The sequence below is a fragment of the Paraburkholderia acidipaludis NBRC 101816 genome (assembly GCF_000684975.1).
Taxonomy (GTDB): Bacteria; Pseudomonadota; Gammaproteobacteria; order Burkholderiales; family Burkholderiaceae; genus Paraburkholderia; species Paraburkholderia acidipaludis.
This window is the reverse complement of the sequence record NZ_BAXZ01000028.1, coordinates 1-14,526: the sequence shown is the minus strand read 5'-3', so window position 1 is coordinate 14,526 and position 14,526 is coordinate 1. Positions and strand designations below refer to the sequence as shown.

General features: G+C 63.6%; 13 protein-coding genes and 1 pseudogene. 2 read left to right on the top strand and 12 right to left on the bottom strand.

Features of this window, described 5'->3' with window-relative positions; translation table 11 throughout:
• Complete coding sequence (locus tag BAC01S_RS25960) at nucleotides 1–1,470, top strand: aldehyde dehydrogenase (RefSeq protein WP_027797391.1); 1,470 nt, start codon at nucleotides 1–3, stop codon at nucleotides 1,468–1,470.
• A 98-nt stretch (nucleotides 1,471–1,568) separates the two neighbouring features.
• Nucleotides 1,569–2,984, top strand: a complete 1,416-nt coding sequence (locus tag BAC01S_RS25955; RefSeq protein ID WP_245616680.1) for a purine-cytosine permease family protein — start codon at nucleotides 1,569–1,571, stop codon at nucleotides 2,982–2,984.
• 49 nt (nucleotides 2,985–3,033) lie between these two features.
• Here the strand turns inward: BAC01S_RS25955 and BAC01S_RS32605 are convergent, their stop codons facing one another.
• The 12 genes and pseudogenes from BAC01S_RS32605 to BAC01S_RS35195 all read right to left on the bottom strand — a co-directional run.
• Nucleotides 3,034–4,608, bottom strand: coding sequence for a methyl-accepting chemotaxis protein (locus tag BAC01S_RS32605; RefSeq protein ID WP_084168868.1), 1,575 nt, complete (start codon nucleotides 4,606–4,608; stop codon nucleotides 3,034–3,036).
• 81 nt (nucleotides 4,609–4,689) lie between these two features.
• Nucleotides 4,690–6,150 carry an NADP-dependent succinate-semialdehyde dehydrogenase gene (gene gabD / locus BAC01S_RS25945; RefSeq protein WP_169740154.1) on the bottom strand — a complete coding sequence of 487 codons (1,461 nt, stop codon included), beginning with the start codon at nucleotides 6,148–6,150 and terminating at the stop codon, nucleotides 4,690–4,692.
• 111 nt (nucleotides 6,151–6,261) lie between these two features.
• The gene (locus BAC01S_RS25940; RefSeq protein WP_027797388.1) at nucleotides 6,262–6,969 is read right to left on the bottom strand and encodes a GntR family transcriptional regulator; all 708 of its coding nucleotides are present in this window, start codon (nucleotides 6,967–6,969) and stop codon (nucleotides 6,262–6,264) included.
• A gap of 11 nt (nucleotides 6,970–6,980) precedes the next feature.
• Nucleotides 6,981–8,069 (bottom strand): ABC transporter ATP-binding protein, encoded by a 1,089-nt coding sequence (locus tag BAC01S_RS25935; RefSeq protein ID WP_027797387.1) that lies wholly within the window; start codon nucleotides 8,067–8,069, stop codon nucleotides 6,981–6,983.
• Nucleotides 8,070–8,084: 15 nt separating this feature from the next.
• Entirely contained in the window at nucleotides 8,085–8,879 is a 795-nt protein-coding gene (locus tag BAC01S_RS25930; RefSeq protein WP_027797386.1) for an ABC transporter permease, read from the bottom strand.
• Between the two features lies 1 nt (nucleotide 8,880).
• Complete coding sequence (locus BAC01S_RS25925; protein WP_027797385.1) at nucleotides 8,881–9,765, bottom strand: ABC transporter permease; 885 nt, start codon at nucleotides 9,763–9,765, stop codon at nucleotides 8,881–8,883.
• Nucleotides 9,766–9,846: 81 nt separating this feature from the next.
• Nucleotides 9,847–10,857, bottom strand: coding sequence for an ABC transporter substrate-binding protein (locus tag BAC01S_RS25920; RefSeq protein WP_245616684.1), 1,011 nt, complete (start codon nucleotides 10,855–10,857; stop codon nucleotides 9,847–9,849).
• Nucleotides 10,858–10,953: 96 nt separating this feature from the next.
• A complete protein-coding gene (locus tag BAC01S_RS25915; protein WP_027797383.1) occupies nucleotides 10,954–11,268 on the bottom strand; it encodes an NIPSNAP family protein in 315 nt (104 codons plus the stop codon).
• 45 nt (nucleotides 11,269–11,313) lie between these two features.
• Nucleotides 11,314–12,270 carry a flavin reductase family protein gene (locus BAC01S_RS25910; RefSeq protein WP_027797382.1) on the bottom strand — a complete coding sequence of 319 codons (957 nt, stop codon included), beginning with the start codon at nucleotides 12,268–12,270 and terminating at the stop codon, nucleotides 11,314–11,316.
• Nucleotides 12,263–13,114: an alpha/beta fold hydrolase gene (locus BAC01S_RS32600; RefSeq protein ID WP_169740153.1), complete on the bottom strand. Its 852-nt coding sequence runs from the start codon at nucleotides 13,112–13,114 to the stop codon at nucleotides 12,263–12,265. The genes BAC01S_RS25910 and BAC01S_RS32600 overlap by 8 nt, the downstream gene beginning before the upstream one ends.
• 308 nt (nucleotides 13,115–13,422) lie before the next feature.
• Nucleotides 13,423–14,109 carry a GntR family transcriptional regulator gene (locus tag BAC01S_RS25900; RefSeq protein ID WP_027797381.1) on the bottom strand — a complete coding sequence of 229 codons (687 nt, stop codon included), beginning with the start codon at nucleotides 14,107–14,109 and terminating at the stop codon, nucleotides 13,423–13,425.
• A gap of 204 nt (nucleotides 14,110–14,313) precedes the next feature.
• Nucleotides 14,314–14,526, bottom strand: a pseudogene (locus BAC01S_RS35195) (porin); the annotation flags it as partial.

The window sequence follows — 14,526 nt, the reverse complement described above, 5'->3', positions numbered from 1 at the left end:
ATGAGCTTTCATTTTCAGCTGTATATCGACGGCCAGTTCGAGCCCGGCGCCGCCACCTTCGGCAGCCTGAACCCGGCCACGGGCGAGATCTGGGCGCAGATGCCCGAAGCCCGAACCGGCGAGGTCAACCGGGCCGTGGAGGCCGCCAGCCGAGCGTTGACCGATCCCGCGTGGGCGGGCCTTACCGCGTCGAGCCGGGGCAAGCTGCTCTCCAGGCTCGCCGATCTCGTCGAAAAGGCTGCGCCGCGGCTCGCTGAAATTGAAACCAACGATACCGGCAAGATCATTCGCGAAACGTCCAGCCAGATCGCGTATGTGGCGGAGTACTACCGCTACTACGCCGGCATCGCGGACAAGATCGAAGGCAGCCACATCCCCGTCGACAAGCCCGACATGCAGGTCTGGCTCGAACGGCAGCCGGTTGGCGTGGTGGCCGCGATCGTGCCGTGGAACAGCCAGTTGTTCCTCTCCGCCGTGAAGCTCGGGCCGGCGCTCGCCGCCGGTTGCACGGTAGTCCTGAAGGCTTCCGAGGAGGCGCCCGGCCCGCTGCTCGAGTTCGCGAGGCTCGTGCACGAGGCCGGTTTTCCCCGGGGTGTCGTCAACGTGATCACGGGCTTCGGCGCGGAGTGCGGCGCGGTGCTCTGCAGCCATCCGAACGTGGACAAAGTGGCTTTCACGGGTGGCCCGCAAACCGCGAAGCACATCGTCGCGAATACGGCGAACAATCTCGCCAGGGTCTCGCTGGAACTGGGCGGCAAGTCGCCGTTCATCGTCTTTGCCGATACCGATATCCAGAGCGCGGTGAATGCGCAAGTCGCGGCCATTTTCGCGGCAAGCGGTCAAAGCTGCGTCGCGGGCTCGCGTCTGCTGATCGAGGCATCCGTCAAGGACGAATTCCTTGCGTTGCTCGTGGAACGCGTGTCGCGCATTCGCGTCGGCTCGCCGAACGACATGGCGACGGAATACGGCCCGCTGTGTACCGAGAAGCAATTGCGCCATATCGAGTCCGTCGTCGCGCGTTCCGTGCAACAGGGCGCGAGCGTACTCGCCGGTGCAAAGAAACTCGATCGGCCCGGGTATTACTACGCGCCCACGATTCTGGACTGCAGCGGCGTTGCGAACGCGGACAGCATCACGACCGAACTGTTCGGGCCGGTGCTTTCCGTGGACACGTTCGCCTCCGAACAGGAAGCGATCGAAAAAGCCAACAGCACGGCCTACGGGCTTGCAGCGGGCATTTTCACCACCAATCTCACGCGCGCGCACCGCGTTTCGAAGCGGGTTCGCTCCGGCATCGTCTGGATCAACACCTATCGGGCCGTCTCGCCGCTCGTGCCGTTCGGCGGCTTCGGACTCTCCGGGCACGGCCGCGAAGGCGGATTCAGCGCCGCGCTGGAATATACGACGACGAAGTCGGTGTGGCTTCGCACGTCGGACGACCCGATCAGCGACCCGTTCGTGATGCGCTGAGCGCAATCCGTTCACCTGCCGCATCGATTCAAGGCCGTACAGGCTGCCTCGCCCGCCCTGCGCGCGGCGAGGCGCAGCCTGGCAATAAAGATGGAGACATGATGAAAGACCCGGCGAACGATAACAGCGTTCTGACCATCGAAAGCAATTCGATCGAGTATGTTGCCCCGGAGAATCGGCACGGCAAACCGGTCGACCTCTTCACCTTGTGGTTTTGCACGAACGTCGCGCCATTGGCCGTGATTTCCGGCGCCACCTCGGTGCTGATCTTCCACCTGGATCTGGTGAGCGCCATACTCGCCATTGCCGCCGGGCAGTTCTTCGGCGCGATCTTTCATGCTCTCACCTCCGCGCAGGGGCCGCTCGTCGGCGTGCCGCAGATGATTCAAAGCCGCGCGCAATTCGGCCGCTATGGGTCGCTGCTCGTGGTGGGCTTCACCACGCTCATCTATCTCGGGTTCTTCGTTTCGAACATCATTCTCGCGGGCAAAACGCTGCACGCCGCCGCGCCGCCGGTTCCCGTACCGTTGGCAACCGTGCTGGGCGCTATCCTCGCGACGCTGGTGGGCGTGATCGGCTATCACTTCATCCACCGCTTCAACAAGATCGGCGCGTGGTTCATGGGCAGCGCGCTCGTGATCGGCTTGCTGCTGATGGCGCCGCACCTCGACGCCCACGCCTTCCAGCAAGGCCATTTCGATCTTTCGAACTGGTTCGCCATGTTCGGGCTGTGCGCGATCTGGCAAATCAGCTTCGCACCTTATACGTCCGACTACTCGCGCTACCTGCCGGTGTCCACCGGGTTCGGCAAGACGTTCGCCTTCACCTACTTCGGCACTTCGCTGGGCACGATCTTCGCGTTCATCTTCGGCGTAATCGCCGTGAGCACGGGACATTCCACCGACGCGATGCAGGCTATCCGGACGCAGACGGGCCTGTTCGGCTATGTCCTGATCTTCCTTTTTCTCGTCAACATCATTGGCCATAACGGCATGAATCTGTATGGCGCGGTGCTGTCCTTCATCACCGCCGCACAAACGTTCCGCCCCGCGTGGGTGCCTCGCCGGCGGGTTCGCATCGTCGTATCCGCGGTCTTGCTGGTGGCGTCCACCATTACCGCGCTGTGGGCTTCCAGCAACTTCATCGCCTTGTTCCTGACCGCGATTTTCGCGTTGCGCATCGTGCTCGCGCCGTGGATCGCCATCAACCTGGTCGACTTCTATCTGATCAACAACCGGCGCTACTTCGTTGCCGAGATCGTCGGCAACAACGGCGGCGTGTACGGGGCGTTCAATGTGAAGGCTATCGCGATCTACGTCTTCGGCATTGCGATCCAGGTGCCGTTCATGGAAGAGAGCTTCTTTCACGGCCCCTGGGCCTCGCTGATGGGCGGCGCCGATGTCTCGTGGATGGTCGGCCTCGTCGCAACGGCGCTGGCCTACTACCTGCTCGCGCCGAACGACGGTTCGCGCGCCCCCAGCCGGGCGCCGGCGGGCGCCGCCGCTTCCGAGTAAGGACTGCGATCCATTGCCGGCGCGTGGTCAAACACGAGCCGGCTGGGCTTCATGCGTGCCAGTCGGTATGATCGGCGAGAACGAACACCGACACCGCATTCTTGAGATCCATCGCCTGATCTTCCAGAGACTGGGCCGCGGCGGCAGCCTGCTCGACGAGCGCCGCGTTTTGCTGCGTGACCTTGTCCATCAGGTTCACGGCCTGATTGACCTGCTCGATGCCGCGGCTCTGTTCGTCGGAGGCCGCGGCGATTTCCCCCACGATGTCCGCCACCTGTTTGATCGCGAGCTTCACTTCCGTCATCGTGCCGCCCGCGTCATGCGCCTGTCTGGCGCCGTTGCGGATCGTCTCCACCGACGAGCCGATGAGCTCCTTGATTTCCCGCGCGGCCGTTGCCGAGCGCTGCGCAAGCCCGCGCACCTCATTGGCGACGACTGCGAAACCGCGCCCCTGGTCCCCCGCCCGCGCAGCTTCCACCGCCGCGTTCAAGGCCAGAATGTTGGTCTGAAAGGCAATCCCTTCGATCACGCCCGTGATTTCCGAAATCTGGTCCGAGCTGCCGCTGATCCGTTCGATCGTTTCGACCATGCCATGCACCGCATCGTTGCCGGCATCCGCCATGCCGGATGCGCGCGTGGCGAGCAGGCTGGCCTCGCGGGCGTTGTCCGCGTTCTGGCGCACGGTTTCGGTCAATTGCGTCATGCTGGCTGCCGTTTCCTCCAGCGAGCTCGCCTGCTCTTCGGTGCGCGAGGAGAGATCGAGATTGCCGGCCGCAATCTCGCCGGAGGCCGAAGCAATCCGGTCGGCGCCGGAGCGCACCCCGGCCACGATCGTCCCGAGGCTCCGGTTCATCGCCTGCATCGCCTGCATCAACTGCCCGGTTTCGTCCGCCGAGGCCGCCTCGATGCGATTCGTCAGATCGCCTTCGGCGACGCACGTTGCCACGGAAACGGCCTCTTTCAGCGGCCGGGAGATCGTGCGCGAAAGCCATCGGCCCGCAAGGATGGACGCCAGCACGGCAATCAGCGAGGTAACGAGCACGCTCACGTAGATCGTCGTGCGCAGGGAATCCAGTGCCGCGCGGTTCGCCAATACCCGCTCTTGCTCGTAATGTTCAAGCTTGCCGATTGCCGCAATCAGCTTTTCGGTTCCCAGATACGATCCGAAACTTTCGGTCAGCGCGGACAAATCGCTCACGCTCACGGCGTAGCTATCCACCTTCTTTCGCATCTCCACGAGCGGGTCCACGACGATGCCTAGCCACGCGTCGTATTGCTGCTGGCATTCGCCGGCGAGCGCATCCCCTTCGGACGTTGGGTCCATCGTGCGCAGTCTCGCCATCTCGGCACCGAAGTCGCCGCGATGATCGGTGATCCACTGCCGGTGCGTTGCCTTGCCGTTGAGGTTGTTCGCGAGAACCGCCCAGACAATGTTGAGGTAATCGCTCGAACCGTCCTTCAACAATTGCAGTATCTGCTCCGATACTTCGATTTCCTTTTCCTTCTGGTCGATAGCGCGAACGCTGTATAGGCAAATGCCCGCGCTGACGATAAAAGCAAAAATCGCGCTCGAAAACGCGATTGAAATTTTTCTGGCAATGGGCAAGTCTCTAATGGTTTTCATTTTGGACTTCAAGATAATTGAATTGGTCTACCGCGCGCCGGTTGGGTCCCCTTGCACGGCGACCCTCCCCACGATCCCCGCTCACACCGCCATGCACAGGTATTTGATGACGACGTAGTCGTCGATGCCATAGTGCGAACCTTCGCGACCCATGCCCGACTGCTTCACGCCGCCAAACGGTGCGACTTCGTTCGAGATCAGCCCCGTGTTCACGCCCACCATCCCGTACTCGAGCGCTTCCGCGACTTTCCACACCCGGCCGATGTCGCGACTGTAGAAATACGCGGCGAGACCGAATTCGGTGTCGTTTGCGAACCGGATCACCTCGTCGTCGCGCGTGAACCTGAACAGCGGCGCGAGGGGTCCGAACGTCTCTTCCTTCGCAACCTTCATTGCCGGCGTGACGTCCCTGAGCACGGTCGGCTCGAAGAAGCCGTGGCCGAGCGCGTGACGTTTGCCGCCCGTCACGACGGATGCGCCCTGCGCGAGCGCATCCGCGATGTGCGCTTCGACTTTCCGCACGGCCGCCTCGTTGATGAGCGGGCCCTGTTCGACGCCGGGCTCGGTGCCGCGCCCCACCTTCAGCCGACCGACCGCCGAAGCAAGCTTTTCGGAGAACTGATCGTAGACGGCCTCGTGAACATAGAACCGGTTCGTGCAGACGCAGGTCTGCCCGCTGTTGCGATACTTCGATGCGATCGCGCCTTGCACGGCCGCATCGATATCGGCGTCGTCGAACACGATGAACGGCGCGTTGCCGCCCAGTTCGAGCGACACCTTCTTGACCGTCGAGGCGCACTGGCTCATCAGCAGGCGCCCCACCGGCGTCGAGCCGGTGAACGAGAGCTTGCGGACGATGGGGTTCGACGTGAGCTCGCCGCCGATCGCTTTCGGGTTGCCGGTCACGACGCTGAACACGCCCGCGGGCACGCCGGCCCGTTCGGCCAGCACGGCCATGGCCAGCGCCGAAAACGGCGTTGCCTCGGCTGGCTTGACGACGATCGTGCAGCCGGCCGCGAGCGCAGGGCCGACCTTACGGGTGATCATCGCCGCGGGGAAATTCCACGGCGTAATCGCCGCACACACGCCCACCGGCTCTTTCACCACGACGATGCGCTTGTCGCTTGCGGGCGCGGGAATCGTGTCGCCGTACACGCGCTTGCCTTCCTCGGCGAACCATTCGAGAAAGGACGCCGCATAGGCAATTTCGCCCTTCGCCTCGGCGAGCGATTTACCCTGCTCCGTAGACAGGATCAGCGCGAGGTCGTCGGCATGCTGGATCATCAGGTCGAACCATCGGCGCAGAATCGCCGCACGCTCTTTCGCAGTCTTCTTGCGCCACGCGGGCCAGGCGGCGTTCGCCGCTGCGATCGCCTCGCGGGTTTCCATCGCGCCCATCAAGGGAACGCTGCCGACAAGCGCACCCGTTGCGGGATCGCGAACCTCAAACGTTTCGGTGCTCGCCGCGCTGCGCCATTCGCCGCTTACGTACGCCATTTGCCGAAACAGCAGCGGATCTTTCAACTGGGTTGCCAATTCCATGGACTTTCCTGAAGAGGTTTGAAAATGATTCATTTGCCTGGTCCGGCACGGCCCGGCGTGCGGTCAAGTCAAGTCGGGTCGGGCCGCTGGGCGGAAAGCGCGCGCCTGGCGTCATCCCGTGCGATGCAGTAGCAGGTGCTCTTGCCCTTCCACCAGCAATTGCCGCGCGATTTCCGCCACGCGGCTGACGTGCGTGACGGCCGCGCTACGCGCGGCGTCCGCGTCCCCTGCGCGCAGTGCCGCCAGTATCTGGCGCATTTCCGGCACGGCCTGGCGACCGCGATCGTCGGATGCGATAGTCATGGCGCGCAAGCGGTTGATTCGCGCCGTCAACGACTGCACGATTTCCCAGGCCACATGCTTATGCCCCGCAGTGAACATGCGCTCGTAAAAGGCCGTCGTGAGCGACCGCACGGCGCCATGATCCTGGTCGTGGAAAGCGAGCTCGATCTGATCGATCAGCCTTTCGAGGTCCTCAATGATCTGCCGGTCGGCAAATCGGGCACAGGCAGCCGCCGCCTCGCCTTCCAGCAGGGCTCGAATCTCATAGATCTCGGTGGCACGCTCGAGATCGAGCACGGCGACGATCGGCCCCTGGTTGGCCTGGATCTCGACCAGCCCCTCCGTTTCCAGGTGGCGCAGAACCTCGCGCACGACCGTCCGGCTCACGCCCAGTTCTTCGCACAATGTGCGCTCGACCAGCCGGTCGCCCGGCTGGAAACGCGCGTCGAGAATGGCGCCGCGCATTTTCTCGAGCGCCAGCTCTCTCAGCGTGGTCGTTCGGCGCTCGACCTTCAGGGACAAAAACGATTCGCTCATCGCGTACCCGATCAAGCTTGCGCGAACAGCCGCGCGTCGCGCGCGTCCCAGTCGACCCATGCCTGGGTGCCGATGACGATGCCGCTGTCCCGATGGTCGCCGGCCGGCATCCTCACCGACATTTCCTGCTCCCAGGGTGTCCTCACCGAGTAATGCATGACGTCGCCAAGATAGGTGATGTCCCGAACCGTCACGGGCAGGCCGGCCGCACTCCTGGCGGCATCGAGCGCGCGAATGCGGATCTGTTCGGGGCGGACCATCAGCGCGCCGTCATGTCCCACGGAAAGCGTGGCGTCGCCGGCGGCCGCAATTTCATGGCCGCTCGGAAACACCGCGCTCGATTGCGCCGCGCTGCGCGCCGTGATGCGCACGGGCAGAAAGTTCGAATTGCCGATGAAGTTCGCGACGAAGCGCGAAGCCGGATTCGCGTAGAGCTCTTCGCCGGTTCCGCATTGTTCGATGCAGCCTTTGTTGAACACCGCGATGCGGTCGGACAAACGCAACGCCTCCTCCTGATCGTGCGTCACGTAGAGAATCGTCACGCCGGTCTCCTGATGAATGCGGCGCAGTTCGAGCTGGATTTCCTCGCGCAGCTTCTTGTCCAGTGCGGAAAGCGGTTCGTCCATCAACAGCACGGGCGGGTCATACGCAAGCGCTCGCGCGATGGCCACGCGCTGTTGCTGGCCGCCCGAGAGCTGGGCCGGCATGCGGTCGCGGAACTCCGAAAGATGGACGAGCGCCAGCATTTGCTCCACCTTCCTCTTGATTTCCGCATCGGGACGGCGGCGCACCCGCAACGGAAAAGCCACGTTCTGGCCGACGGTCAAATGCGGAAACAGCGTGTAGCGCTGGAACACCATGCCGATATTGCGTTTGTTCGGCGCGACCGCAAGCAGCGGCTTGCCGTCCAGCAGCACGCGGCCTTCGGTCGGCTCCTGGAAGCCCGCGACGATATAGAGCGTGGTGCTCTTGCCCGAGCCCGACGGCCCAAGGAAGGTCATGAACTCGCCCTTGCGCACGTCGAGCGAAACGTGGTCGATGGCAACGACGTCGTCGTAGGTCTTGCGCAGGCGCTGGATTTGCAGGAATGCGGAAGTCATGGCTAATTACCTCGGTTATCGCGCGCGGCGCAGCACGGCGCCCGCCAGCATCAAAACAGTCGTCAGTCCAACCAGCAGCGAAGACGCCGCCGCCACCACGGGAGTCAGGTCCTGCCGCAGCGTGGCCCAGATGCGCACGGGCAGCGTCTGCAAAGTCGGGCTCGACATGAAGATCGACACCACCACTTCGTCCCATGAAGCGAGGAACGCAAAGATCGCGGCGGCGAACAGGCCAAGCCGGATCGCGGGCAAGGTCACGCGCAGCTTCACTTCGAGCGGCGAGGCGCCGCAAATCAGCGCGGCGTCTTCCAGCGCCGTGTCGAAGCTCGACAGCGAATTGCTGATCGAGATGATCGAAAACGGCAAGGCGATGATCAGATGGCCGATGACGAAGCCCGTCATCGTTCCGTTCAACCCGATGCGCAGAAAGAACGCATAGAGCGCTACGGCCAGCACCACGACGGGCAGCACCATCGGCGTGAGAAAGAACGCCTTCACGACGTTGCGCCCGCGAAACCGGCCCCGCACCAGCGCGAGCGACGCAAGAAAGCCGATCAGCACGGACAGCGCCGTCACGATCACCGCCAGCTTTGCGCTCGTCAGGAGCGAATCCAGCCAGCCCGGGTCCGTGAACAGCTGGCGATACCACTCGAGAGTCCAGCCCGGCGGCGGAAAGATCAGCCATTGCGAATCGCCGAACGAGAGGGCGACGATGAATACGATGGGCAGCAGAAGAAATAGGGCGACCGCTGCGCCGATAGCAAGCAGCGCCCAGCGCAGCGCACCCAGGCGGTCGAAGTCGAGCAGCATGTCAGTGGCCTCCGGTGGTGGCGCGCGCTCCACCCATGAAACGCAGTTGAAGCGCGTAGAGCGAGAGCGTTACGGCGAGCAGCACGAAGGCGGCCGCGCCGGCCAGCCCCCAGTTCAACAGTTCCTGCACAAGCTGGGCGACCAGCTCGGCGAGCATCATGTATTGCGCGCCGCCGAGCAGCGCCGGCGTCACGAAATAACCCAGCGCCATCACGAATACCATGAGCGCGCCCGACGCGATGCCAGGCATTGCCAACGGAACGAGAATTTTCCAGAAGGCCTGCCAGCGGCTCGCACCGCACACTGCCGCCGCACGCAGCGTAGAGGGATCGATGCTGCGCAGCGTGGCGTGAAGCGGCATCACGAGGAAAGGCAGCATGATGTACGTCATGCCGATCGTCACGCCAATCAGGTTGTTCACGAGCGCCAGCGGCTCGTGAATGAGGCCGAGCGCCATCAGCACGCGATTGATGGGGCCCGTTGCCTGCAGCAGCACCATCCAGGCGAAGGTGCGCGCCAGCAGGTTCGTCCACATCGAAAGCAGCAGGATCGAAAACAGCAGGGAACTGAGCCTGCGCGGCGCGATCGCGAGCAGCCATGCTGTCGGAAAGCCGATCGCCACCGTCACCGCCGTAACGACGCCCGCAACCAGAAAGGTGTTGCCGAACACGCGCAGGTAGGTGGAGGAGCCGAGAAGCTGCGCATAGTTCTGCAGTCCCAGGGTTGGCTCCAGCACGCTGCGCAACAGCAGCGAAAGCACCGGCAGCATGAAAAAGATCACGAGGAGCACCATCCCCGGTATCAACAGGCGAATGTTGCGCCAGTCGCGGCGCCGGCGCGCGGGTGTCGCCGGCGGGTGGGCGACGGTACTCAGAACGTTGGGCATGGTGTCTCCTGCATTTCTCCAATTGCTGCTATGCGCCGTCTGCTTGACCGTCGCTACGGGGCACGCCTCTTTCTTCGATTACTACTTCGATTGCCACGCGTACCAGCGCTTCGCAATCGCATCGCGATTGTCTGCCCAGTACTTCATGTCCAGGTCGATCTGCGAGCTCTTGTACTGGTCCGGCAGCGTCTTCGCAACCGCCGGCGGCATCATCGCGGCCGACTTCACGTTGATCGGCGCGTAACCCGTATCCGTTGCGAATTTCGCCTGCGCCTCGGGGCTCGTGGCGACGGCGAGGAACTTCATCGCCTCGGCCTTGTGCTTCGCGCCCTTCGGGATCACGAGCATGTCCGCGGCAGTCAGGTTCTGGTTCCACGAAATGCCGACCGGCACGCCCGTTTGTTCGAGCGCATGCAGGCGGCCGTTCCAGAACATGCCGACAGGCGCTTCACCCGAAGCGAGCAACTGCTGCGACTGCGCCCCGCCGCTCCACCAGACGATGTCGCTCTTGATCGTGTCGAGCTTCTTGAACGCGCGGTCGAGGTCGAGCGGATAAAGCTTGTTGGGCGGCACGCCGTCGGCCAGCAGCGCGATTTCTAGCACGCCCGGCGCGGACCACTTGTAGAACGTGCGCTTGCCGGGGAATTTCTTCGTGTCGAACAGATCGGCCCACGTTTGCGGCTGCGCGCCCTTGAAGGCCGATTTGTTGTAGCCGAGCACGAACGAGTAATAGAAGCTGCCCACGGCATCGGTCGTCGAGAAGCGGGGATCGAGTTCGTCCTTTTTGACGACGGAATAGTCGATCGGCTCGATCAAGCCCGCCTTCTGCGCGGCATACGCAAAGTCGCCCTCGACGTCCACGACGTCCCAGTTCACGTTCCCGCTGTCCACCATCGCCTTGAGCTTGCCGTAGTCGGTCGGGCCGTCCATCAGCACGTTGACGCCGCTGGATTGCGTAAAGGGCTGCGCCCAGTCTTTCTGCTGCGAGGACTGCGTGGTGCCGCCCCAGCTCGTGAAAACGATGGGATCGGCGGCGAGCGCCGGCGCGGCGGCGAAGGTCGCCGCGCACAGGGCGATCAGCGGCGTCATCATCAGGAAGCGTGTACTGTTCATTTCGGTGTCCGTGGGAATCGGTTGGGTAGCGCTGCATTGAATGCGTGGGTCAGCCGTGATCTCGGCCCTCGTCTCTCAAGCCAGCGGCGAAAAGCGCGCCGGCTTCATGATCTTGTTTTCCATCTCTTCCATCAGCGCCTGAATCTTCGGCGCGAAAGCCTGCCACGCCGTGTCCGCGGCGAGTGCCGCCCGACGGCGCTCCCGCTCGTCGAGACTCGGATAGGCCCAGATATGCACGATCTGATTCTGCGGGCCGATCTCCGAAAAGAAATAGCCCACCAGTTCGCCCAGGTAGCGCTTTTGCAGCTCGATGCCCTCTTCTTCGACGAGCTTCAGATAGGCGGGCACAGCGCCCGTCTTGATGCGATACGTGCGGATTTCGTAATACATGCCTGGGTTTCCTGATTGAAATATCGAATGGGTGAACGTTACCGGTCAACGCGTGGCCGCAAGCGTCTGCACTTGCCCGGCTTCCGTATCGCCGACGTAAATGCCGAAGGCGTCTTCGCTGCGCTCGCGCACGTAGCGCTGCAACATCGAGCGCACGGCTTCGTCGTGCAATTCGTGCCACGGAATCCGGGACAGCGGAACGATGTGGATCGCGCTGTCCATCCACACCGCGCCGCTGTTGACCACGCGGCCGCGGTAATACACCTGGACGCTCGCCAAGGACCCGCTGCCCGCTTCGAAGACCGCGAAGAGGAAGTCGAGATGCGCCACGAGACCGAGCTTCGCCAGCACCCCGCGCAGGCTCGCCGCATCGCTTTCCGGTTCGAGCTTCACGCCCGTGGGCAACTGCAGGCCGTCTTTCGTTTCGAGCAGCACGAGGCCGTCGCGGTGCTCGAGGATCGCGCCCACTTGCGCGCGTGCGCCGGTCGCCGCGAGGGCATTCTGCGAGAGGCTGAAATTCACATACGCGCCCCGGCAATAGCCCAACGGCGACGAATTCGTATGCACGAAATCGACCACGCGTCCAATCAGGATGATGTGATCGCCCGCATCGACGACGTCGTGCGTCCTGCAATCGAAGGTGGCCGCCGCGCCGTCCATCACGGGCGCCCCCGTGGCACGGGAGCGCCATGCCACCTGCGCGAACTTGTCGGGCGACTTCGAGGCGAATACGCCCGAAACCGCCTTCTGGTCCTCCGCCAGCACGCTCACCGCAAAATGGCCGGTGGTGGAAAAGACCGCATGGCTCGACGCGGTTTTCGCGATGCAGACGAGGATCAGCGGCGGATCGAGGGAAACCGAGCTGAACGAGTTGGCCGTGAAGCCGCGCGGAGAACCGTCCGGCTGCAGCGTCGTGACGACCGTCACGCCGGTGACGAAAGCGCCCAGCGCGCGGCGAAATTCGAGGGTGTCGAAGCGCTGTTCAAGCGTGGGCTCAGGCATCGCGTTCTCCAACGTTCGGTGGGTTTGCCGCGCCGGGCTCTGCCGCGGCGGCCAAAAAAGCGAGCAGGCGCTCGTTCGTTTGCTCGGGATCGCTAACGGTCATCATATGGCGCGCATTCGCGATGACGTCGGCACGACCGAACGGCGCCGCCGCCGCCATCTTGCGCGACATCTCCGGGCTCGAGTTCGGATCGCAGGCGCCCGTCAGGAACAAGGCGGGCATGGCAAGGTTCGTCAGGCGGCCCACGTGCACGTCGTCCGAACAGGCAAAAAGACGGTACGTCCGCGCATAGCCCACGGGATTGACGGATAGCAGCAGATGGCGCACCGCCTGCGCCGCCCGGGTCAGGTGCGCCGGCACCGGGTCGCCGAACCAGCGTTCGAGCGTGGCGTCGACGCCCGTGTCGAGCGGCGCTTCGCCCAAGGTCCCGGCGCGCGACATCACCGCTTCGCGCTGGGCGGGCGTGCGGTCATAGACCGCATTCAGCGCGGCCACGCTCAGCGTGCGCGGCGCGCGCGTCAGGGCGAACTCGAGTGCGACGAGCGCGCCCATCGAATGGCCGACGACATGCGCGCGTCCAATACGCAGGTCGTCGAACAAACCGTCGAGCTGGGCGGCGTAGTCGCCCAGCGTGGGTTCGGCCGGCGGCAGCGCACTCTCGCCATGACCGAGCATGTCGTACACGACGACTTCATAGTTCGCCGCCGTCAACGGCGCGATCTGCGGCGCCCACACGCTCCGGTTCATGCCCACGCCGTGGATCAGGACGACCGTCGCGCGCGCCTCGTCCGACTTCGAGGCGTACACGCTGTAGCTCGTGCCCGCCGTTACGCCATGCCTCATTTGTGCTCCAGACCAGCCCGAAAGCTGCATCGACATAGAAGATTATGGTATGCCATACTATGGCCGATTCTGGTTCACGAATATTATGGAATACCATAATGTTGATGGCGCGGGCGGATGGCATGAATCTCGCCCGCGCAGCGGCGGACGCGACGAAAGAAAGAAGCGGGATGGCCGGAAATGGAAAACGCCGCTCACGAGCGGCGCTTTATGGAGGAATGGAATGCGAGCCGGGTTGCGCTCGATATGCGCTACGAGAGATCACCGGACGGCGCCTCCCGAAGCGCGGAGAAATGCGGACGTTCGGGTCAAGCCTTGGATGCACTCTCGCTTCTTTGCGCAAGCGCCATCTGGGCGAGCTCCGCGGTGCGCTGGATATGGGCAATCGAGGCGGCAAACGCCGCGTCGCCGTCGCGTCGCTCGATGGCATCGAGCATCTTGTTCATCTCGCGATTCGACTCCCCGCTGCGGCCCGGCATGGCTATGGTCAGCGCGCGCAGGCGATTGATACGCGCATTCAGCGTCTTGACGACGGCGAGGGAGACGGTCTTTTCCGCCCCCTCGAACAGCGCTTCGTAGAAGCGTTCGGTATAGGCAAGCACGGCCGGCAGGTCTTCCGCCTTGAATGCCGCTTCGATTTGCTTGCGGATCTCGCGCAGCGCTTTCACGAGCGCCGGCGTGGACTGCTCGGCGCACGCCCGCGCGGCATTCGCCTCCAGCAGCCCGCGCAATTCGTAAATCTCGCTGACCTGGGCGGGATTGAGCTGAGCCACGACCGGCCCCTGCCGCGCAATGACCTCCACCAGCCCTTCTGTTTCGAGGTGCCGCAACACCTCTCGCACAATCGTGCGGCTCACCCCCAGCTCGTCGCATAGCGTGCGTTCGACGAGACGCGCGCCCGGCTGGAAGTAACCCTGCACGATCGCGTCGCGCAATTTGTCCAGCGTTAATTCACGTAGCGTTTTGGTCTCGCGGACAACTTTAAGATCTGACATAGGGCACGAAAGGTGGACGGATAAAAAGACAGCCGCACGATGACTTCGTAGCCGGCGACTTGGGATGCCATATTATCCACCATTCGGAAATCCGGCTGCGCCTGAATGTCGGCCGCGGGCCTGGCATCCTCCGGAAAGCGCGCCGGGGCAGGCTGCCCGCGAACAGTCTGCCCCGGCAAAACGCCGACAAACACCGACTGCCGATCAGAACTTGTGAATCATCGCGATCCGGTAGACGAACTGATTGACGGTCGAGGACGGGCCTGCCGCAGCCAGGATCTGCGCATTGTCGAACTGCGTACCCGTGTTGGCGCTTTGCACGTGCTGATACGCGCCCTGCAGGTAAAGCGACGTGCGCACGCTCAGATCGTAGTCAAGCGTGAGCTGGGCCGTATGCCACTTCGGGCTGTAGTTTCC